Here is a 23,397-nt window from a genome sequence, read left to right on the forward strand (position 1 = left end):
TTTTTTCAAATAGTAAAATAGACGCTAATAATGAAAGATTGTCTTTGTGATATAAAGGTAAGAAATTATAAGACAGGCAATATGAAATGAAACATTTTGAAGAAATAATGATACTTATTGAATTGGGTATGGAAGATTGAAAGTCTAATTTTGTACTCATCTCTTCAAGTCCTTTGTTTAGGTAGCTGACTAATATATTCAATAATTTAACATAATGAAAAAACTGATTCTTTTAGGCTTGGTATTTTGTAAAACAGCCTTGACTTTTGCCCAAACTACCAAAGCTCCAGCTTATCCTCTCATTACACACGATCCGTATTTTAGTATTTGGTCAACCACCGACAATTTGAATGCTTCGCCTACCAAACACTGGACAGGCACTGACCATTCGCTAATCGGTATGTTGAATGTAGATGGACAAACTTATCGCTTTTTAGGTGACGAAACTATTAGTTACAAAGCAATACTTCCTGCTGGTGATGAAGTAAATTATGCTACAAAATATACAGAAACCACTCCGTCAGCAAATTGGATGAGTCCAGATTTTGACGATAGTCAATGGAAGAATGGTTTAGCACCTTTTGGAAATACCAAAGGGGTTTCCAAAACCTTATGGTTGAGTAAGGACATTTGGGTTCGTCGTGAATTTACCTTAGAAACGCTTAACCTAAAAGACCCCATCTTGAAACTTCAACACGATGATAACGTAAAGGTATATTTGAATGGAGCGTTGATTTTTGATGCAGGTTGTTGTGCAGGTAAATATCTGTATTTGCCTATGTCGAATGACATGAAAAGTAAATTGAAGAAAGGGAAAAACGTTTTTGCAATTCATGTAATAAATACTGGAGGGGAGGCATTATTGGACATCGGTATTGTTCAGAAGAATATTCCAGTTGCTAATACTAGCATGCACATCGCTCAGCAAAAAAGTGTAAAACTAAATGCCACACAGACTATTTATGAATTTACTTGTGGTAAAACAGACCTTACGGTTACTTTCACATCTCCTTTATTAATTAACGACCTAGATATTTTAGCCAGACCAGTTTCATACATTAGTGCCAAAGTAAAGCCGAATGATAATGCTGTACATCTGGTGAAACTGTATCTAGGCGCTTCTACTGATATTGCAGCTAATACAAGTTCGCAACAAATTAATGCTCAGAAATACAACAGTAACAACCTGAGTATTCTAAAAGCAGGGACAATAGAACAACCTGTTTTAGAAAAAAAAGGGGATGACCTTCGTATTGACTGGGGCTATATGTATGTAGCAACGCCCACAGGAACGAATGTGAAACAATCTATCACTACTACTTTACTCAATCCGTTTCAAGCAGCTACTAAGGACATTTTGACAGGTAAAAAACTGGTAATCAATACTATCGTAGACATGGGTAAAATCGCAAGTTCAGCAAAAGAACAGCTGATTATGTTAGGCTATGACGATTTGTATTCAATTCAATATTTTGGCAAAAACCTGCGTCCTTGGTGGAATACAAATGGACAGACAACTATGGAACAGCAACTTGCCTTGGCATCACAAGAATATACTTCAATCATCAAAAAATGCGAAAGTATTAATGAGATGATTCATAATGATGTTTTGAAAGCAGGAGGAGAAAAATATGCCAAATTATGTGAATTGGCCTATCGGCAGAGTATTGCTGCACATAAATTATTAAAAAGCCCTGAAGGAGAAACTTTATTTTTATCAAAAGAGAATTTTAGTAATGGATCTATCAATACTGTTGATGTAACTTATCCTTCTGCTCCACTTTTCTTGGTTTATAATCCTGAATTATTGAAAGGGATGTTAAATGGAATTTTTTATTACAGCGAAAGTGGCAAATGGACAAAACCCTTCCCAGCTCACGATTTAGGGACTTATCCTCTTGCTAACGGACAAACCTATGGCGAAGATATGCCTGTAGAAGAATGTGGCAACATGATGATTCTGGTAGGGGCTATTTGTAAAGCTGAAGGGAATATAGACTATGCCAAAAAGCATTGGAAAACAATGAATGTCTGGGCTGACTTTCTAGCCAAAGATGGTTTCGACCCTGCTAATCAGTTGTGTACAGATGATTTTGCAGGTCATTTAGCACGCAATATCAACCTTTCTGCTAAGGCGATTGTAGCACTTGAAACCTTTCCACAATTGGCTAAACAGATGGGTGAAACAGCTACTTTCGAGAAATACGATGCGATTACCAAAGGCTTTGTAACCAAATGGATGGAGATGGCAAAGGATGGCGACCACTATGCTTTAACGTTCGATAAAAAAGGGACATGGAGCCAAAAGTATAACTTGGTTTGGGATAAAGTTTTAAACTTAAACTATTTCCCGAAAGAGGTATTTGATACCGAGGTGAAGTTTTATTTAACTAAGCAAAATGAGTTTGGATTGCCACTTGATAGCAGAGCAACTTATACTAAGTCTGACTGGGTAATCTGGACATCCGTATTGGCAAACGACTACAAAGATTTTGAGGCGTTGGTAAACCCAATGTTTGATTATGCCACCAAAACATCATCTAGAGTTCCTATTAGCGACTGGCACCAAACCACTACAGGGAAAATGCTTGGCTTTCAAGCAAGAAGCGTTGTGGGTGGCTATTTTATGAAGGTGCTAGAACAAAAAATGAAGAATAAGTAAATGAATTTTAGCGTAGCAATAAACAACTTTTTTTTGCTAAAATTACCCGTAGTTAAATACAATTAACCATTTTATACTTAACCTAAGCATAGGGACTATTCAAATCTGAATTAGTCCCTATCTTTTTTATAGTATTTTGATATATATTATTAATAGTTTTTCCTAGTAACAGATTATGTGCTGATTTTACAAAACAATCAAGTACTTTTGATACAAAATAAACTAGAAAATAATACAATTATTTGTGTGTATTGTACAGAATGGTACTATTCTTGAAATAGTATAATAACCGTCAGTATTATTTATTTTGACCATTTTTAAATTATAAATATATGAGTACCATTCTCGCCCGCCATCTACTCAAAACACTTCCTTTGCCCATCTTGTTATTATCGAGTAATAATCAAGACTTTAATGTTATTGAAATAAGTGATGCATACACCAAAATTTGTGGGCTAAAAGCTGTTGATATAATAGGCAAAAGCGTTTTTGAAATATTTTCTATGGATGCTACCACGATAGCTGAAATAAAGCAGTCATTGCAAGAAGCTATCAAGTATAAAGTGCCCCATAAAATAACTGGTAAGCAATATGATTTTCAGGAAAATAATTCAGCTACCCAAAATAAATATTGGGAGATAGAACACGCCCCCGTACTTGATGATAAAGGGGAGATTATTGCTATCATGCATTCAGTGATAGATGTTACGGAGCATTTTATTCTAAATCAGCAATTAGTAGAGGCAAATATTATCATTGACAAAAAAAATGAACTACTTAGAAAAGCTGAAACTATTTCAAAATTTGGTACTTGGGAACTAGACCTCGTTACTAATGATTTGCAATGGTCTGATGGAGTGTTTAGCATTTGTGGTTATGAACCTCAGGCATTTGAAGTAACCTTTGAAAAAGGATTAGGCATGATTCACCCCGATGATAGAGCCTTTGCTATCGAAGAAATGCAGCATACTATGCAAACGGGGAAAGAATATAGGATTGAAAAAAGATTTGTGTTAGAAGATAATACCATAAAACATATCATTTCCAGAGGAAGTATTATTAAAGATGCAGAGGGAAATCCTATAAAATTATTTGGAGTATTTCAAGATATCACAGACGAAAAAATACAGCAAATTGCCTTACAGAAAACAAAAGATGAATTGAACAAAATCATGGATTCATCCCTTGATATTATCTGTACGATAGATGGAGACGGTAATTTTGTACAAATAAGTGCTGCTTGTTTTAAAATTTGGGGTTATAAACCAGAAGAACTTATTGGTACTAATTTCATGAATCTTGTTCATGAGGATGACCGTGATGTTACCAATCAAAGTGGTATTGATATTAAAAGCGGTATCGAAACTACTAATTTCGAAAACCGTTACGTCAGAAAAGATGGTAGTATCGTTCCGATGGTTTGGTCTAGTCGTTGGGATGCCGTAGAGAATATACATTATTGTGTTGCCAAAGATGCTACAGAGAAAAAGGCAAGTGAAGCGGCCCTGATAGAATCTGCTAAACAGTACAAATATCTATTTGATAACAATCCTTCGCCCATGTTTATTTGGGATTTCAAGACATTAGAAATTGTTGAATGTAATGAGGAAGCCCTCCTAAAATATGGTTATACCCGCGAAGAGATGTTGTCGCTAACTATTTTAGATGTAAGGCCCGAATCTGAAAAACCATTATTATATGCTGCAACTCAAAAGGAAGAAACGTATGGGAAAATTCACAAACGAATCTGGATTCATAAAACAAAAAATAATGACTTGTTAAAAGTAGAAGTCATTGGTCATTTAATGGATTATAATGGCAGAAGGGTTTCGTTTGTACAAATAAATGACGTAACAGAAAAAGAAGGTGTTTTACAAGAATTAAAAGACAGCGAAATAAAACTTCGTACTGCAACGAGCATCGCCAAATTAGGGTATTGGCAAGTCAATATCGAGCAACAACATTTATATTGGTCTGATGAAGTCTATACACTTTGGGGAGTTTCCAAAAACTCTTTTGACCTAAATTTTGAATCTTTTGTCAATACTATACATCCAGACGATATAGCAATGTTCCTTCAAAAACAGAGAGAAGCATTGAATGAAATTAAGGTAGTTGATATAGCATATCGAATCATATTACCTGATGGACAGATAAAATGGATACATGAAATTGGTAAACCTATTAAAGACGATACAGGAAAAATTATTTCATTTGAAGGAACGGTTCAAGATATAAGCGAACAGAAAAATGCACAAAGGGCACTTGTTGAAAGCAATGAGCGATACAAATTTGTTTCAAAAGCAACATCTGATGCAATTTGGGATTGGGATTTACGAGATCAAACTATATATTGGGGAGAGGGCTATTTGAATATATTTGGACATACCTATGAACAGCTCTCTTCTATTGCTAACTCTTGGATTAAAAACATTCACCCTGATGATGTAGCGAGGGTTACGAAAGGCATTAAGATAGTTATTGAAAATAATAATAATATCAATAATTGGGAAGATGAATATCGTTATCGACGCGCTGATGGAAGTTATGCGTATGTAATGGACAAGGGTTTTACCATTAGAGACACTGATGGAAAAGCCATCAGGATGGTAGGTGCAATGAGGGATATTACTTTGCAAAAAGAAAAGGAACAACAATTAAAATTACTGGAATCTGTAGTGGTAAATACCAAGGATGCAGTAATGATTACAGAAGCAGAGCCTTTTGATTTTCCTGGCCCAAGAATAATATATGTAAACGAGGCTTTTACAAAAATGACAGGCTATACGGCCGAAGAAGTAATTGGAAAAAGTCCTCGTATTTTACAGGGACCAGAATCTGACAAAAATGAGTTGTCTCGTTTAGGCAAATCATTGCGAGAATGGGAGACTGCTGAAATTACTATTATTAACTATAAGAAAAATGGAGAGAAGTTTTGGATAAACTTTACTGTCATTCCTGTGGCTGACGAAACAGGGTGGTTTACTCATTGGATAGCGATAGAAAGGGACGTTACTGAAATAAAAATTGCTGAAGAAGCCCAAAAACAGCTTAAACAATTAGAACTGTCATTAGAAAAAGAGAAAGAGATCAATAGCCTAAAAACTAGATTTACAGCTCTCGCTTCTCATGAGTTCAGAACACCTATCGCTACTATTGTAAGTGGGATTGACATATTAGGTATCTATGTAGATATGATGCAGGATGAAAAATTGAAAGAAAAAATAAAACTTCATCTCAATAAGATTGTTTCTCAGTCAAATCGCCTCACCGAAATGTTGCGAGATATATTATTGCTTGAAAAAACCGCCGTAAATACCAAAGAATATAACCTTGAACTCATTGATATTGTCCAGTTGATTAATGATATCAATCAACAATATTATTCGGATAGAAACGATAATCGAACATTAGAAATACATTTGCCAGAAGAGCATAAACTGATTCTTTCAAATACCTCGTTTCTAAATCATATTATTAGCAATTTGGTAAATAATGCCTTTAAATATTCGTCGGGTTCAAAGAATCCAAGTCTGACATTATTGTTTCATCCTGATTGCTATCACATTGTTGTCACAGACTATGGTTTGGGAATTCCTTTGGGTGACCAAGAACATTTATTTGAATTGTTCTATCGGGCAAACAATGTTTTACATATCGAAGGCACAGGACTTGGACTGACTATCACTAAAGAGTTTACAAATAAGTTGGGCGGGCAGATTTCATTTGTTAGTCAAGAAGGAATCGGGACAACTTTTACGTTGAAATTTCCCTATGAAGCACGGACTATTACCCCTCGGCTAAATTAAGGTAATGATAAAACACAACAACCATTTTGTTTTATAGTAACATTATTTAATTTTTTGTAACAATAGTTATATTGTTGTTGCTTTACCTATTGTCAATAGGTTGATTTACAATGCATTATAGATTGTATCAAATTTGGAATTTTTGGAAAGATTAATACATCATTTTAAAAAACAAGAGTGATAATTTTGAATCAGTAAAAGGCATAAATCTATGCCTTACGTTTACTTCACTATTTAATGATGGGAAAAATGAGTTACTTTCAAAGTTTTAAACGTATAACTATATTTTGTGTTACCCTAATGTTACTTATTATGCAGAAAGGATTAGGACAAAATAAGGATTTATACCATGAAAAACACCGCCCGAATTATCACTTTTCTCCACCAAAGGCTTGGATGAATGACCCCAATGGGCTGTTCTTTTATAAAGGTGAATATCATTTGTTTTATCAACATTTTCCAGACCAAAGCGTTTGGGGACCAATGCATTGGGGACATGCTATTAGTAAAAATTTAACACATTGGGAAAACCTTCCAATCGCCCTATATCCTGATAGTTTAGGCTATATTTTTTCTGGAAGTGCTGTAGTAGATTGGAATAATACGAGTGGTTTTGGCAAAAACAATCAGCCACCATTGATTGCTATTTTTACTTATCATAACATGGCTGCTGAAAAAGCTGGGAAAAATGATTTTGAAAGTCAAGGCATAGCGTATAGTAATGATAAAGGTCGTACATGGACAAAATATGCCAACAATCCTGTCATCAAAAATCAAGGTGTTCGTGATTTTAGAGACCCCAAAGTATCGTGGGATGAAGCACGTAAGCAATGGGTTATGGCATTAGCCGTACAAGATCATCATGAGTTTTGGGTATCTAAGAATTTAAAAGACTGGTCGAAATCAGGAAGCTTTGGCAAAGAATGGGGAAATCATGGTGGTGTTTGGGAATGTGCAGACTTATTTCCTTTAAAAGACGGTAAGATTACCAAGTGGGTATTGATTGTCAATATTAATCCAGGGGCTCTAAATGGTGGTTCAGGGACACAGTATTTTATTGGTGAATTTGATGGCAAAACATTTGTACTGGACGAGTCTTTCAAGCCTAGTGTAATGAATGGAAATGGAGTTTGGTTAGACTATGGCAAAGATAATTATGCAGGAGTAACGTGGTCAGATATTCCTAAAACGGATGGTAGAAGAATCTTAATCGGTTGGATGAGTAACTGGCAATATGCTAATATTGTTCCAACTACTCAATGGAGAAGTGCTACTACATTACCAAGAGAATTGACCCTAAAAGCAACAAGCCAAGGATATAGACTTGCGTCAACACCAGTCAAAGAACTTCAATCACTAAGAAATTTGGCTAAAAAACCTTTGCAGGTAAGTAATGTAACGATAAAAGATTCTTTAGATTTAAACACTAAGTTAGGTTTTGTGCCAACTTTATCAGAAGTGGAGTTATCATTTGAAAAACCTAAGACAAATGACATCGTTAATATTGAAATATCTAATGCTAAAGGCGAAAAATATATAATTGGCTATAACAGCGAAAAGAATACATTTTTTAGCGATAGAACAAAGTCAGGTAAAGTAGATTTTTCTAATGATTTTGCAGCAAAAATTCACATTGCTCCAAGATTGTCTGACAGTAATATCATTAAAATGCATTTGTTTTTTGATGTATCCTCAGCCGAATTATTTGCTGATGATGGCACCACAGTTATGACGGAAATTTTCTTTCCGAACGAAGATTATACAAAAATGAACATTAAAACTTCAGGAGCACCTATTAAGGTAAAATCACTGAAAGTCTGGAACTTGAAAAGAAGCTGGAAATAAAATTCATTGATGTAGCGTACAACTAGATAAACTGTTGGATAATAAAATCCAGCAGTTTATCTTTTTCTGCTTATAAAGCCTAGCTATTTTTACTCCTTTTGAATAATTGATTCTTGAAACAAAATCAGCTTATACCATCTCTTAATTGTAAATACATGAGAAAAATATATCAAATATTAGTACCGATATGCATAGTTTTGATGCTGTATGCTTGTAAGAGCAGTAAGGATGAAAAAACATTTCATATTGGTTTTTCGCAGTGTACTATGAGCGACAATTGGCGGAAGACCATGATTGAAGGAATGGAACGTGAACTTACTTTCCATAATAATATTGATATGGTTATCTCTAATGCAAATGGTAGTAGCAATAAGCAGATTTTACAAATTCAACAATTTATCAATCAAAAAGTAGATTTAATCATTGTATCGCCTAATGAAGCCAAACCTCTGACTTCTATCATAGAAAAAGCATACGACGCTGGTATTCCTGTAGTAATTGTTGACCGAAAAACAACGTCAGAAAAATATACGGCCTTTGTTGGGGCAGATAATAAATTGATAGGTCAAAATGCAGGAATATATGCTAACATTATTTTAAATGGTAAAGGGAATATTTTTGTAGTAGGAGAAGGTGCAAAAACCTCTCCAACTATCGACAGGCACAATGGATTTCTAAAAACGATTAATCATTATCCTAACTTAAAGCTTGTTAAATCAGTCTTTTCAGCCCGTAAACCTCAAAATTTCCAGAATCAAGTATATGCTATTATCAGTCAACATCCTGATATTGATTTGATTTTTGCACATAATGATAGGCTTGCACTAATGGTAGCGGATGTTTGTAAAAGCTTGGGTTTGAATAAAAAAATAATTGGTGTCGATGGTCTATACGGCGATAATCAAGGAATTGATTTGGTCAGTAAAGGTGTTTTATCGGCTACTATATTGTATCCTACTGGCGGAGAAGAAGCTATCAAAACGGCTGTTAAAATTTTGAAAAAGCAGCCTTTTAATAAAGAGAATCAACTTTTTACTACCATTATCGATAGTGAGAATGTAGGAATCATGTTGGCACAATATCAAAAGATTAAAGAACAAGAAGACGATATTAAACGTCAAGCGACAAGAATAAAAGACCTGACTCGTATCTTTTCGTCACAACAAAATACGCTTTACCTAACGGTAGTTTTTTTATTAGTGGTACTCTTGCTAGGGTTAATATTGTTCTACTTGTTGCGAGAGAAACAAAAATCGAATCAAATTCTAGGGAATCAGAATAGAGCGATTCTGGAACAGAAAGATGAGATTGAACGTATATCACAACTTGCCCGACAAGCAACCGAAGATAAATTACGTTTTTACTCTTACATTTCCCATGAATTTCGTACGCCCCTGAGTCTGATTCTGACCCCAACAGAAGATATACTTCAACGGAAATCTGTGGATGTCAAAGAAACTAGATATGCGCTACAATTAATTCATAAAAATGCTAATAGACTATTGCGTTTGGTCGATCAATTACTTGAATTAAGGAAAGTAGATGCTGGCAAAATGGAATTAGAAGTAAGTCAACAAGATTTAGTAAGTTTTGTAAAGGAAATCGTGTCTGACTTCAATGTAAAGGCAAAAACACAACAAATAGACTTACAATTTATCTGTCCGTTTAGCATCATGCCAATGGTTTTTGATACGGAAAAACTTGATAAAGTACTATTCAATATTATTTCTAATGCCTTTAAGTACACTCCTAATGGTGGATTGATTCATATTTCGTTATTGAAGAATATTGAGAAAATTGAAATCTTGATTTCAGATAATGGAATCGGTATGAGTAAAGAAGAAAAAGAGCGGGCATTTGATTTATTCTATCGAGGCAATCAGAATATTTCCTTGGGTACAGGTTTAGGATTAGCCCTTTCACGTGAATTCGTTTCTCTTCATCAAGGTGATATTCAAGTAGAATCTGAAAAAGGGAAAGGAACTACGTTTAAAATCATTTTACCTTTTGTTCAAATGCAAAGTGGTGAAACCGAAGTAACTAAAAGTCTGTATGCTCGCGAAAATATAGAGCCAGTTATGCCTGTCGTTTCAAACAGTTCAAAGACTCATGATAATACCATTGTATTGATAGAAGACAATCAAGATTTAAATCAATTTCTCACCCAAAAACTCAATCAATCATACAATACCGTTACCGTAGAAACGGCAGAAAAAGGTTGGGAGAAAATCTTGGATAATATTCCTGATTTAATCATCAGTGACGTAATGCTACCCGAAATGGATGGATTTTCGCTTACTCAAAAAATTAAAAATGACTTCAGGACTTCGCATATTCCTGTGATTTTGTTAACGGCAAAAGGACAAATGGAAAGCCAGATTGAAGGAACAAAAGCTGGGGCAGATGCTTATATTTCAAAACCTTTTAATCAGCAATTGCTAGAAGAAAAAATAAAAGGTTTACTTGAAAACAGAGATAGAATGCGTCGCCGTTTTTCAAGTGAAATTACTAACCCTAGTCAAATTCAAAAAAGTGAGCGTAAGTTTTTAGTAGAATTTGAATTATTGATTGAAAAGAATCTGAATGATAGTTCGTTATCTGTTGAGAAATTGAGTAAAGAATTAGGAATGTCGCGTGTACAATTATTCCGAAAGATTTCGGCATTGACTAACAAAAATGTAACTGATTATATTGGGGATTTTAAATTACTAAAAGCTAAGGCACTTTTAAAAGAAACCGATAAAACCATCGCCGAAGTAGCCTATGAAACTGGTTTTAACAATCCAAGTTACTTTACCACTTTCTTTAAACAAAAGACTAATCAAACCCCTTCTGAATGGCGAAATTCTTGATGTATCATTTATTAAAACGCTGTATCAATACTTATATTCAAACGTTGATTATAGTGTGTAAATATTACATATAATGCTGTCATTCAGTAAGTTAAATTAATGTATCAATACAGATACTCTTTGAAAGAATACTTACAGACATCCATATAATATTCTTCTAATTTTGGTTCATCAAAAAACTTATAAAAGTTAACCATGAATCAAAACATTAAAATATTCTTGTGGGCACTCTCTGCAGCTTTAGGGGGATTCCTTTTTGGGTTCGATACAGCAGTAATCTCTGGCGTAGAGCAAACGCTACAAAAATTATGGAATCTAAACGTAGTTGAACATGGCGTTACCGTTTCAATTGCTTTAATCGGAACAGTTTTAGGTTCTTTAATTGGTGGTTTACCCGCTGAAAAATACGGAAGAAGAATAACCTTATTATTGGTAGCTATCTTTTATTTACTATCGTCTTTAGGTACTGCCTATGCTGCCAACTGGAGTATCTTTTTAGTTTTTAGATTTTTAGGAGGCCTAGGCGTGGGTGTTTCTTCTGTAGTTGCTCCCATGTATATTTCAGAAATAGCTCCAGCCCACAAAAGAGGTCGCTTGGTAGCCATGTTTCAATTTAATGTAGTGTTCGGTATATTGATTGCCTATCTTTCTAACTATTTGTTAGCAGATATTGGCGAGAATGCTTGGCGTTGGATGTTAGGAGTACAAGCCCTGCCTTCTATATTATTTTTAGTAACTGTTTTTATCATTCCTGAAAGCCCGAGATGGTTAATACTCAAAAAAGGGGACGTCGCAACTGCCAGAAAAACATTAGAAGAAATAGATGCCACAACCTCGGAAGAAATTATTGAAGCTATCCGTAGCCATGCATCAACTAGCGTTTCAAGTAATTTTACAACATTGTTCAAGCCTGCGTATAGCAAGCCCGTTATGTTGGCAGTATTATTTGCTGTATTCAATCAGGTTTCGGGAATCAATGCCATTATTTATTTTGCCCCTCGTATTTTTGAAATGGCTGGTTTAGGAAAAGACTCCGCCCTTCTTTCGTCAGCAGGAATCGGTTTAATCAACTTATTATCAACGCTTTTAGGCATTTCGTTAATTGATAAATTCGGCAGAAAAGTATTGATGTTCTGGGGTTCTATAGGCTTAATTGGTTCGTTGATATTAGTAGCGCAAGCCTTCTTTAGTGGTAATATTGGTCTTAACGTTTCTTTCTATTTATTCATCTTTATTGCCTTCTTTGGGTTCTCACAAGGGGCTGTAATTTGGGTATTTATCTCAGAAATATTCCCGAACGAAGTACGTGCTTATGGACAAGCATTAGGAAGTTTTACACATTGGATTTTAGCAGCTATCATCACTTTTACATTCCCATATATCGCAGAGACATTCGGTGGTGGCGTTACTTTCGCATTCTTTGCTTCGATGATGGTTTTGCAACTATTGTTTGTATTGAAAATTATGCCTGAAACCAAGGGGACTTCTCTGGAAGGCGTGGAAAAAACAATCGTAATGCATTAGTACACAATTATTATTTCAATCTATTTAAACAATGACTAATCCAAAAATAATCTGCTTTGGCGAAATGCTTTGGGATATTCTTCCCACAGGAAAACAAGCGGGTGGAGCTCCAATGAACGTAGCGGTTCAATTAAAAAATTTAGGACTTAACCCATTGATTATTAGTCGCGTTGGCGATGATGAATTAGGAGAAGAATTAATTCAGGTTATAACCCAAAAAGGCTTATCTACCGAATTGGTTCAGCATGGCAAAACACATTTAACAGGCGTTGTAAAGGCCAATGTGAGTGATCAAAATGAGGTAACATACAAAATTGTACATCCTGTAGCTTGGGACTATATCCAGCCAGAAGACAACCTGACAGAAGCAGTACAAAGTACGGATGTATTTATTTTTGGTAGTTTGGCAGCCCGTAGTGAGGTTACCTCCAATACTTTACAAGCATTACTAAAACAGGCCAAATTCAAGGTATTTGATGTGAACCTCAGAACGCCTTTTTATAATGAGGAAACGGTAACTTCCTTCTTGGAAATTGCCGATATGGTAAAAATGAATGAAAATGAATTGGCTTTGATTGCAAGTTGGTACGACGAATCTCCAGTCTTAGAAACAGCCATGTTAGCCTTAGCCAAACGTTTCGACATTCAAACACTCTGTGTAACCTTAGGAGCAGATGGAGCTATTTTATTGAAAGATGGAGTGTTTTACCAAAACAAAGGTTTTTCTGTTGAGGTAAAAGATACCATTGGTAGCGGAGATGCTTTTTTAGCTGGATTACTCAAGAATTTGTTACAGCTAAAAAATCCTGCTGAAAGTTTACGATTTGCTTGTGCAATGGGCTCGTTAGTAGCTACTTATCAAGGAGCAACCCCTCAGATTTCAGAAACCCAAGTAATGGCTATGATGTAAGTCTAATTTAACTGTATTTCCTTCCCTGAATTTTTAATAACTAAACAATTTCAACATGAAAAACTTTTTACTGAGCATTACCGTGCTGCTTTGTACGGTACAACTTGCCCTTGCACAGCAAAGAACCATTACTGGTAAAGTAGTGGCGGCTGAATCAAATGAGACGCTTATTGGCGCCAATGTACTCATTACGGGTACGCCTAAAGGAACTTCAACAAACGTAGATGGACTTTTTACCATCACAGTACCCGAAAATGCTACTTCGCTTACCATATCATTTGTTGGTTACACAACGAAAGACGTTTCGATAAAAGGAGTGAGTAATATCGTTGTCTCTCTGACTCCCGGTAAAGAACTTAGCGAAGTAGTAGTCGTTGGTTATACTTCTTCTAAAAAGCAAGACTTAACAGGAGCAGTAGCCATTGTAGATATGAAGCCTCTCAAAAATATCAGCTCAGGAAATCCTATGCAAGCCTTGCAAGGACGTGTCGCGGGGTTGTATATTGAAAAAGATGGTTCTCCTAATGGCTCAAACAGTAGAATCTTGATTCGTGGAGCAAATACCTTAGGTAATAATGACCCTCTGTATATCATTGATGGAATTCCGACTACTCGTCCAGAAGTATTTCAAAATATTAGCCCAACTAATATTGAGTCTGTACAAGTATTAAAAGATGCTTCGGCTGAATCTATTTATGGTGCTCGCGCTTCCAATGGGGTAATTATTGTGACTACTAAAAATGGTGGTAATACCAATGGTAAAATAGAATTTCAGTTCAACAGCAGTGTTTCTTTTCAGTCTGAAAAAGCCATGCGTTTCAAAATGTTGAATGCCATTGATAGAGGTAAAGCTCTTTGGCAAGCATCCATAAACGACGGACAAGACCCGGCATCTGGTTATGGTGAAATCTATAATTTTGATTGGAATAAAAACTATAGCAATCCCGTTCTAAATGGCGTTTCGGTAAAACCTTTTGTAGGTGGTGACCCAAATACTCCTGTGGGCGATACCGACTGGCAAGATGTAATGTATAAAACCGGTATTGTTACTAGAAATGATTTTACGCTTTCGACGGGTAATAAAACGTCTTCATTAGAAGTGAATTTTGGTCAACTCAAAAATACAGGGATGCTAAGATTTACAAATTATGACCGCTTGAATGGTAGTATCAATGCCATCACGCGTGCCTTTGATGATAAATTAAAAGTCGGTCTTAGCCTTCGTATTGCCAATTCCAACGAAACATTAACGGCTAACGATTTGGGAGGAGCTTCGACTACTTCATTAGCAGTTACGTTGGTGCCAACAATTCCTGTATTCCAAAAAGATGGCGTTACTTATGCAGGAGCCTCGGGTGGTGGTTATTCTGATAGAAATAACCCATTACACATGCAAGACATTGCAAAATGGAATAATGCAAACCGTTTGAGTACTTTTGGAAATGTTTTTATTGAAATCCAACCTATTAAAAACTTGTTTTTCAAAACCAATATTGGAGCTGACGATTCAAGATATTTGAACAAAGTAATTACGCCTACGTTCTCTGAAGGGGCATTTAACCGTACAACGAATAGCTTGCTTTTCGACCAGAATCATTTCCTGAGCGTTACTTGGTCAAATACATTACGCTATAACTGGGATTTAAACGAAAAACACCACTTTAAATTTTTAGCGGGTACGGAATACATTAAAACTGATTTAGATTTCCAAACTACCAAGAAAGAAGGTTATGCATTACAAACGGAAGATTACTTTACGCTGAATGCTGGTACAGGAAACACTACCGTATCGGGCGGTTCAACGGGTCATCGTTTGTTCTCACAATTTGGTCGTGTTGATTATAATTTAGATGATAAATATTTATTGGCTCTGACTATCCGTCGTGATGGCTCCTCTCGTTTTGGTACTGATAACAGATATGGTATTTTCCCTGCTGCCTCATTCGGATGGAAGCTTGATAAAGAAAATTTCTTGAAAGACAGTAAACTAATTACAGAACTAAAAGCAAGAGTAGGAGTGGGGCGTGTAGGTAATCAACAAATCGGTGATTTAGCGCGCTTTGGACTATTTGACACAAGATACGGAACAACACAAGCACAATTATCTGGAGGTTTCTGGGAGCAATACATGAATATTGGTACAGCTTATTCATTATCAGGCGCTAACACAGGTACTTTACCATCAGGTTTTGTTCAGACACAAGCAGCAAACTCGGCGTTGAAATGGGAAACTACTGAAGAAATAAATGTAGGGATAGACTTTGCATTCCTAAACAATAAAATCTTTGGTTCATTTGATTACTTTACACGCCAAACAACTGGGATTTTGATTACACCTCCTGTGGCTTCTGCCCTTGGTGAAGGTCAGTCAAAAGCAGTAAATGGTGCTTCTAAATCTAACAAAGGATGGGAATTTGTATTAGGCTATCATGGCGAAGTTGAGAATGGTATTAAATATAATGTAACGGCAAATTTTGCTCACTTTAGAGATAAAATCACAGAATTGCCTGAAAATGTACGCCCAGCTTATGCAGGGAACTTAGTCAATACGATTATAGGTCATTCACAATTCGATATTTTCGGGTATAAAACTAACGGACTTTTCCAGTCGCAAGCAGAAGTAGATGCCGCACCAACACAAGTAGGAGCAGGGCCAGGAAGAATCCGTTATGTAGATATCAACAGTGATGGTAAAATTGACGACTTAGATAGAACTTGGATTGGTACAACGCTTCCAACACTTGAATATGGTTTAAGACTAGATGTATCATACAAAAACTTTGATTTAGCCATCTTTGGTTCGGGTGTAGCAGGCAGATCAGGTTTTGATGTATATACGTTATTTAACAATTTGATGAAGAGTAGAGAAAACGTTGGACCAGGAGTATTTAACGGTTGGACGCCACAAAACACCAACACAAATGTTCCTGCATTAACGCTAAAGGATAATAACAACGAAGGACGTACTTCTGATTATTTCATGGTAAATACATCTTATTTCAAGGTACGTAATATTCAGTTTGGTTATACTCTTCAACCGAAAGCAGTGTTCTCAAGACTTCGTTTTTATGTCATGGCTGAAAACTTGTTCTGGATAAAAAGCAGTAGTTATTTAAGTCCAGACCCAGAACGCATTGACCTTGGCCCAGTTCCAATTCCGAAGACTTTTACATTTGGTGTTAATGCATCGTTTTAAGCTAAGGTCAGCTATAAGCTTTAGGCATTATATAAATAAAATAGCCTAATGCCTATAGCGTACAGCATAAAGCACAAATTCAAACTCTAATTTTAAAAAAATGAAAAATAAGATACTTCCAATCATATTTGTTGCAGGCTTACTTGGTTTAGGCGCTTGCAAAGATGCCCTTGAATATACGCCTACGGGGGTATTATCATCCTCAGATTTAACCTCTCCAACTGCCATTGAAGGATTAGTAACTTCAGCGTATGCCGCCATTGGCAACGGTGACATGATTGGCCCTATTTATAGCAATTGGGTTTATGGCAGCGTTCGCTCAGACGACGCTTATAAAGGCGGGGGTGGTACTGGCGACGTGGGTGAAATTGATGCCATCGAGCATTACAATTTAGTTACTCCAACGATTGGCTCATTCGTTACGCGTACTTGGCAAAATTTATTTAAGTCTATTTCAAGATGTAATGTGGCTTTGCGTGCGGTAAATACGCTTTCGGAAACAAGTTATCCGAATAAAAAAATACGATTGGCAGAATTACGTTTCTTGAGAGCTCACAGTTATTTCACGATGAAGCTTTTGTACAAAAATATTCCAATTTTTGATGAGACTGCTTCTAGTGAGGATATATTGAAAGTATCGAATACCCTCAGTAATGATGAATCATGGAATAAAATTGCCGCTGATTTACAATATGCTGTAGATAATTTACCTGCTAGTCAACCAGAAATTGGAAGAGCAAACAAAACGGCTGCCCAAGCATATTTGGCTAAATTAAGATTATATCAGGCGTATGAACAAGATAATAATCACAAAGTAACCAATATCAATAAAACAAGGTTGCAAGAGGTAGTTACTTTAACACAAGCAGTGATTTCGTCTGGTAAATACAGTTTAAGTGGAGACATTGCAGATAATTTTCTTCCAGAAACCGAGAATGGGCCAGAATCAATTTTCGCAATTCAATTTACCATTAATGATGGAACAACGGCTGGACGTTTGAGTTTTGAAGATGGATTAAATTACCCACATGGGGCTCCGCAATACGGATGTTGTGGTTTCCATGCGCCAAGTCAAAATTTGGTAAATGCCCATGCTACTGATGCCAACGGCTTACCATTATTTGACAGTTTTAACAATGGTAATGTAGATTTAGCCAACGCGACCGTTGATACACGTCTAGACCATACAGTAGGCATCGACGGACATCCATATAAATACGATAATACAAAACCATTCAGTAATAGTTGGGTACGTGATGCAGGGGTGTATGGTAATTTCCACTCGATGCGTTTCCAACAATTGGCTACTAGTTCATCGTATTTCAAACTTGGACCATTTATGGGAACTGCTAAAAACTATGATATTCTTCGTTATGATGATATCCTATTAATTCAAGCAGAAGCGTATATTGAACTAGGTCAGCATGATAAAGCACTACCATTAATCAATCAAATCAGAAAAAGAGCTTCTGAAAGTACAGGTAGATTGAAAAAATTGGATGGAACATTCGCATCAAAATATAATGTAAAACAGTATTCAACAACTGGTTGGACACAAGATTTTGCTCGTAAAGCATTGCAATGGGAGCGTCGTTTAGAATTTGCAACCGAAGGTTCTCGTTTCTTTGATTTAGTGCGTTGGGGCATTGCAGAGCCTACATTAAACGGCTATATCAACATAGAAAAAACAAAAAGAACCTTTTTAGCAACTGCTAAATTTACCGCTGGGAGAGATGAATATTTGCCAATTCCACAGGCAGAAATTACCTTCACCAACGGTTTATACAAGCAAAATCCAGGATACTAATATCTGATAAATTGGGTTTACAGATTGGGAATAATGCAAAAAAGATAGCTTGAACGGCTATCTTTTTTCTTTTTTATCAAAATATGCTAAATGCTAATCGTTGGAATTTCACCTTCTACAATCAACTTCCCTTTTGTAGCCTTCTGTACATCTTCAATACTGATGCCCGGAGCAATTTCTAATAACTTAAACCCTCCTTCTGGTAATACTTCTAATACAGCTAATTCTGTGACAATTTTTTTTACACAAGCAAGACCAGTTATCGGTAAAGTACAACTTTTTAATAGTTTAGACTTACCATCTTTACTCACATGCTGCATGGCAACGATGATATTTTTAGCGGACGCTACTAAATCCATTGCACCACCCATCCCCTTCACCATTTTGTTAGGAATTTTCCAATTGGCAATATCTCCATTTTCCGAAACTTCCATTGCTCCTAGAATTGTCAAATCTACATGTTCGCCACGAATCATGGCAAAACTTTCAGCAGAACTAAATAATGAAGACCCTGCTAGCATGGTTACTGTTTGCTTGCCCGCATTAATTAAATCGGCATCCACTTGTTCTTCTGTCGGGAAAGGACCAATGCCCAGCAAGCCATTTTCAGATTGTAAAATCACATTAATATCTGATGGAATATAATTAGCCACCAGTGTAGGAATGCCAATCCCTAAGTTGACATAATAACCATCTTTCAACTCTTGTGCTATTCTCTTGGCTATCTGATTTTTATCTAACCCAATTCCTACAGTTAGACTAGTTTCGGTCTCTTTCGGCAATACAGGTTTTGCAATCGTTCTTTGTTCTATTCTTTTTTGATAATCTTTCCCTTGAAAAATACGGTGAACATATATTCCTGCCGTATGAATATCGTTAGGATTTAAGGTTCCTGCTGGCACTAACTCTTCTACTTCGGCAATAGTAATTGTCCCCGCTGTTGCCATCATCGGATTAAAATTACGAGCTGTTCCCTTGAAAACTAAATTACCTGTCGTATCGCCTTTCCATGCTTTTACAATAGCAAAATCAGCTTTTAACCCACTTTCTAATAAATATTTTTTGCCATTAAATTCTCTTATTTCTTTTCCTGCTGCTACCTCTGTACCCACACCAGCAGGAGTGAAAAAGGCAGGGATACCAGCACCCCCCGCTCTAATTCTTTCGGCAAGCGTGCCTTGTGGAATAAGTTCAACTTCTAATTCTCCTGATAGCAATTGTCTTTCAAATTCTTTATTCTCGCCCACATAAGATGAAATCATTTTTTTTACCTGACGCGTTTTTAGCATTAATCCTATCCCAAAATCATCCACACCAGCATTGTTAGAAATACAGGTCAAACCCTTTACTCCCTTTTGGATTAAAGCATCAATACTATTTTCAGGAATACCACACAAACCAAAGCCCCCCAACATTAACACAGCACCATCTTCAATATCTTTCACTGCTTCTTGGGCAGTATTCACTACTTTATTAATCATTTCTTTGATTGTTTTTGAAGATTATTTACAACTATATTCGGTATGATTATGTTTGAGGCAACTAAACAATCAATCCAATATCCCTAGCATGCGAAATGGCTTCGTCAGTATGTTCAAATTGACAAGTCTGAATTTTTTTGTTGGTTATCGACTTCATCAAAGATAACGTAATTTCTTCTTTTTTAGGGCTCACATTCCTGATATAAATAGCCACTACTTTTTCTGGATATTTATTGGCAATGGCAGCATAAATAGCAGGATCTTTTTGTGAATTGTCGCCTAATAATATAAATCGTTGTTTAGGAAATGCTTCAAACAGTCTTACTACCCTCATTAATTTCCCTTGGTGCTTTGTTGTACCTGTTTTCAATAATTGATACCACCGTTTAATCTCGTTCAATAAAAAAACACCTTTGGGTAATTGATTATGTTTAAAAAAAACGTTTAAATCATCATACAAATTCCATTCACTACTAGATACATAAAAGAACGGATTCAATAAGTTCGGTTCTGTATGTGCCAAGGAAAGCAACCTATAAAACTTTACTACATCAGCAAATGTTTTTCTGCTCAGTGGATTCTTAGTGAACATCACTCTTAATTTTTTCCCAGTTTTGGCTGAATGTGATACCAATACCGTATCATCAATGTCAGAAATAAATCCATATTGAGTAGCTTCTGGCACAAAAATTTTACCTTCTCCTGTAGTCAATACTTTATCATGTGAGCCTACTAAATCTATAAAAATGGCATGCCATCCTGCTGAAATTTTGCTGTTAGATTTCCATTCAAATTTAAAAAAACCATCCTGCGCTGTTTTGCTATAATAATACTGATTATCCCACTGTAAACGCACACTAACTCCTGCAATGGGTTTAACAGAAAATATCTTAATTAAATGAATTACATTTGATATAAGATTATTGTCAACAACAGCTCGTGGCGGTTTTCCTGCTAGAACATGACCATAAACAATAAGGTTATCTTGATGCCCATATCCATGATATACTTTAACGGTGGCATTTCGCTGGTATGATTTTTTGCTCATTCTAATTATAAAATTGAAAGATACTAAATAGATTGTTTAGCATAATATATGTATTTACCTATGCAAGAAAAAAACACCCTAAAATTACTCTTTATCGTCAATACAGGTGCAGGGAGTAGTTCCAGAAATTGGTCTTTATTAATCACAGAATATTTTGTTTTAAAACAATATATCATCGAAATATATGAGTTACAAAAGAATTGTACCACAGAAACCATTAATCAAAAAATCTTAGCGTTTTCTCCCAATCAAGTAATTGCGGTTGGAGGTGATGGAACAGTCAAATTAGTAGCTGAATGCTTGATTAACAGTAATATTCCTTTGGGCATATTGCCAGCAGGCTCAGCTAATGGATTGGCAAAAGAATTAGGAATTAGTAACAACCCAGAGCAAGCGTTGGATACGGTAGTGTCTGGAGATATTAAAAAAATTCATTTAACAAAAATTAATCAACAACTATGTATCCACCTGAGTGATATAGGACTGAATGCTTATGCCATTAAAAAGTTTGAAAAACAAGGTATCCGTGGGATGTGGGGATATTTAATTGCTTCTTTGAAAGTGTTGTGGCAAAATCCATTGATGGATGTTACTATTCATACTAATGATAAAGTTCATCACTTAAAAGCCGAGATGATTGTGATTGCCAATGCTACTCAATACGGAAGTGGTGCAGTCATTAACCCTATTGGAAAACTTGATGACGGTCTGTTTGAGGTAATAGTCATCAAAAAAATATCTCCTTATGAAATTTTCAAAATGATATCTCAACATCAGGAATATGACCCTGATAAAATAGAGGTTTTTCAGACTACATCACTCACCATGCGCTCATCTAAAAAAGTGCATTTTCAAATTGATGGAGAGTATATGGGTAAAATAAAAGAAGTAAAAGCTTCTATTATGCCAGAGGCACTTGAAATAATTGTACCTACATTAAAGTAGGTACTAAATATAGTATGATAACACCTAAATATTTTGAAAATTGCAAACTAGTCTATTGATATTTCTTACATTAATATTTGCCAATTTCTAATAATCCATTATTAAACATGACTATCACCAATACCTCCATCATTAAAAAAATACTTCTCTTATTTCTAGTCTTGGCAGGAATGTACTTTGCCAAAGAATTTTTGATTCCACTATTGATTGGAAGTATCCTAGCTACGCTTTTTATACCGCTATGCAATTATTTAGAAAAGAAAGGATTGCCTAAAGGATTATCAGCCTTTATTTGTTTGCTCGTTTTAGTATTAATTATGGCTAGCCTAATAGCGTTGCTCGGTTGGAAAGTTGCCGAAGTAGTAAAAGACATGACTGAAATTAAGCAAAAAGCGATTAAATGGGGAGTAAGTGCACAAGAATATATCTTCAATCACCTCGGCATATCTGTAGAAGAACAATCTAAAATATTAAAACAAGAACAGCCTTCACTTAGTAGCATTATGCAATTGACCTTGTCATCAATTACTGCGCTATTTACAGCATTAGTTTTATTACTTGCCTATTTGTTCTTTTTATTATACTATCGCAACCATATAAAACAATTTTTCATGAAATTGGCATCACCAAGTCAACAACATGAAGTAGGACAAATGCTTAGTAAAGCCACAAATGTTTCTCAACAATATTTATTTGGTCTTTCAAAGATGATTGCCTGTTTATGGATTATGTACGGCATTGGGTTTAGTGTGTTAGGCGTAAAAAATGCGATATTTTTTGCTATTTTGTGTGGGTTATTAGAAATCGTTCCTTTTGTAGGGAATATCACGGGAACTACACTTACGATATTAGTAACAGCTTTACATGGGGCTTCGCCATCTGTATTAGGAGGCATCGCTGTTGTTTATGGAATTGTTCAATTTATCCAAGGATGGGTACTAGAGCCCCTCATTTTAGGGCCACAAGTAAAGATAAATCCGTTATTCACTATCATTGCTTTAGTAGTTGGCGAACTTATTTGGGGTATTCCGGGCATTATTTTAGCCATTCCGTTAACAGCCATCCTGAAAATTGTTTGTGATCATATTGATCCTTTAAAACCTTATGGATTTTTAATTGGCGAAATTGACTATAATAAAGATTCCGATAGCTTTATTACTAAATTGAAACAGGGTATGTCTAAATTAACTAAAAATTGAGGTAGTCCTAAAAATGTAATGCTTTATTTATCTTTGTCATAAAAAAGGTAAAATGAACTGTAGTCATTGTGGTAGTGTAACAACGAAGAAGAATGGTCATACCCATTATGGGAAACAAA

12 protein-coding genes and 1 pseudogene are annotated in these 23,397 nt (G+C 35.6%); 10 read left to right on the forward strand and 3 right to left on the reverse strand.

The window, feature by feature from the left end; genetic code table 11:
• The first annotated feature begins 214 nt into the window (after nt 1-214).
• The 8 genes from VB264_RS18050 (at nt 215) to VB264_RS18085 (ending at nt 18,605) form a co-directional block, all read left to right on the forward strand.
• On the forward strand, nt 215-2,662 hold the full coding sequence (locus VB264_RS18050) for a glutaminase family protein (RefSeq protein WP_323251557.1): 2,448 nt from the start codon (nt 215-217) through the stop codon (nt 2,660-2,662).
• Nucleotides 2,663-2,994: 332 nt separating this feature from the next.
• On the forward strand, nt 2,995-6,471 hold the full coding sequence (locus VB264_RS18055) for a sensor histidine kinase (RefSeq protein ID WP_323251559.1): 3,477 nt from the start codon (nt 2,995-2,997) through the stop codon (nt 6,469-6,471).
• 312 nt (nt 6,472-6,783) lie between these two features.
• Complete coding sequence (locus tag VB264_RS18060; protein ID WP_323251561.1) at nt 6,784-8,316, forward strand: glycoside hydrolase family 32 protein; 1,533 nt, start codon at nt 6,784-6,786, stop codon at nt 8,314-8,316.
• Between the two features lie 155 nt (nt 8,317-8,471).
• Complete coding sequence (locus tag VB264_RS18065; RefSeq protein ID WP_323251563.1) at nt 8,472-11,168, forward strand: substrate-binding domain-containing protein; 2,697 nt, start codon at nt 8,472-8,474, stop codon at nt 11,166-11,168.
• A 195-nt stretch (nt 11,169-11,363) separates the two neighbouring features.
• Nucleotides 11,364-12,692, forward strand: coding sequence for a sugar porter family MFS transporter (locus tag VB264_RS18070; RefSeq protein WP_323251565.1), 1,329 nt, complete (start codon nt 11,364-11,366; stop codon nt 12,690-12,692).
• A gap of 31 nt (nt 12,693-12,723) precedes the next feature.
• Nucleotides 12,724-13,602 (forward strand): carbohydrate kinase family protein, encoded by an 879-nt coding sequence (locus VB264_RS18075; protein ID WP_323251567.1) that lies wholly within the window; start codon nt 12,724-12,726, stop codon nt 13,600-13,602.
• Nucleotides 13,603-13,657: 55 nt separating this feature from the next.
• Nucleotides 13,658-16,798 carry a SusC/RagA family TonB-linked outer membrane protein gene (locus tag VB264_RS18080; protein ID WP_323251569.1) on the forward strand — a complete coding sequence of 1,047 codons (3,141 nt, stop codon included), beginning with the start codon at nt 13,658-13,660 and terminating at the stop codon, nt 16,796-16,798.
• Between the two features lie 100 nt (nt 16,799-16,898).
• Complete coding sequence (locus VB264_RS18085; protein ID WP_323251571.1) at nt 16,899-18,605, forward strand: RagB/SusD family nutrient uptake outer membrane protein; 1,707 nt, start codon at nt 16,899-16,901, stop codon at nt 18,603-18,605.
• Between the two features lie 86 nt (nt 18,606-18,691).
• On the opposite strand, the gene VB264_RS18090 is transcribed toward VB264_RS18085, so the two are convergent.
• The 3 genes and pseudogenes from VB264_RS18090 to VB264_RS18100 all read right to left on the reverse strand — a co-directional run bounded on the left by VB264_RS18090 (nt 18,692) and on the right by VB264_RS18100 (nt 21,134).
• The gene (locus VB264_RS18090; RefSeq protein ID WP_323251581.1) at nt 18,692-19,387 is read right to left on the reverse strand and encodes a 3-oxoacid CoA-transferase subunit B; all 696 of its coding nucleotides are present in this window, start codon (nt 19,385-19,387) and stop codon (nt 18,692-18,694) included.
• A 12-nt stretch (nt 19,388-19,399) separates the two neighbouring features.
• A pseudogene (locus VB264_RS18095) lies at nt 19,400-20,086 on the reverse strand (CoA transferase subunit A); the annotation flags it as partial.
• Nucleotides 20,087-20,147: 61 nt separating this feature from the next.
• Nucleotides 20,148-21,134, reverse strand: coding sequence for an App1 family protein (locus VB264_RS18100; protein ID WP_323251573.1), 987 nt, complete (start codon nt 21,132-21,134; stop codon nt 20,148-20,150).
• 60 nt (nt 21,135-21,194) lie between these two features.
• Between VB264_RS18100 and VB264_RS18105 the strand changes: the two genes are divergently transcribed.
• Nucleotides 21,195-22,079: a diacylglycerol/lipid kinase family protein gene (locus tag VB264_RS18105; RefSeq protein ID WP_323251575.1), complete on the forward strand. Its 885-nt coding sequence runs from the start codon at nt 21,195-21,197 to the stop codon at nt 22,077-22,079.
• A gap of 107 nt (nt 22,080-22,186) precedes the next feature.
• A complete protein-coding gene (locus VB264_RS18110; RefSeq protein ID WP_323251577.1) occupies nt 22,187-23,278 on the forward strand; it encodes an AI-2E family transporter in 1,092 nt (363 codons plus the stop codon).
• Nucleotides 23,279-23,397 lie beyond the last annotated feature (119 nt).

Source organism: Arcicella aquatica (assembly GCF_034928825.1).
Taxonomy (GTDB): domain Bacteria; phylum Bacteroidota; class Bacteroidia; order Cytophagales; family Spirosomataceae; genus Arcicella; species Arcicella aquatica.

Coding starts and splice junctions, on each gene's coding strand:
- VB264_RS18050 (WP_323251557.1), top strand. CDS start 215: ATGAAAAAACTGATTCTTTTAGGCTTGGTATTTTGTAAAACAGCCTTG.
- VB264_RS18055 (WP_323251559.1), top strand. CDS start 2,995: ATGAGTACCATTCTCGCCCGCCATCTACTCAAAACACTTCCTTTGCCC.
- VB264_RS18060 (WP_323251561.1), top strand. CDS start 6,784: ATGCAGAAAGGATTAGGACAAAATAAGGATTTATACCATGAAAAACAC.
- VB264_RS18065 (WP_323251563.1), top strand. CDS start 8,472: ATGAGAAAAATATATCAAATATTAGTACCGATATGCATAGTTTTGATG.
- VB264_RS18070 (WP_323251565.1), top strand. CDS start 11,364: ATGAATCAAAACATTAAAATATTCTTGTGGGCACTCTCTGCAGCTTTA.
- VB264_RS18075 (WP_323251567.1), top strand. CDS start 12,724: ATGACTAATCCAAAAATAATCTGCTTTGGCGAAATGCTTTGGGATATT.
- VB264_RS18080 (WP_323251569.1), top strand. CDS start 13,658: ATGAAAAACTTTTTACTGAGCATTACCGTGCTGCTTTGTACGGTACAA.
- VB264_RS18085 (WP_323251571.1), top strand. CDS start 16,899: ATGAAAAATAAGATACTTCCAATCATATTTGTTGCAGGCTTACTTGGT.
- VB264_RS18100 (WP_323251573.1), bottom strand. CDS start 21,134: ATGAGCAAAAAATCATACCAGCGAAATGCCACCGTTAAAGTATATCAT.
- VB264_RS18105 (WP_323251575.1), top strand. CDS start 21,195: ATGCAAGAAAAAAACACCCTAAAATTACTCTTTATCGTCAATACAGGT.
- VB264_RS18110 (WP_323251577.1), top strand. CDS start 22,187: ATGACTATCACCAATACCTCCATCATTAAAAAAATACTTCTCTTATTT.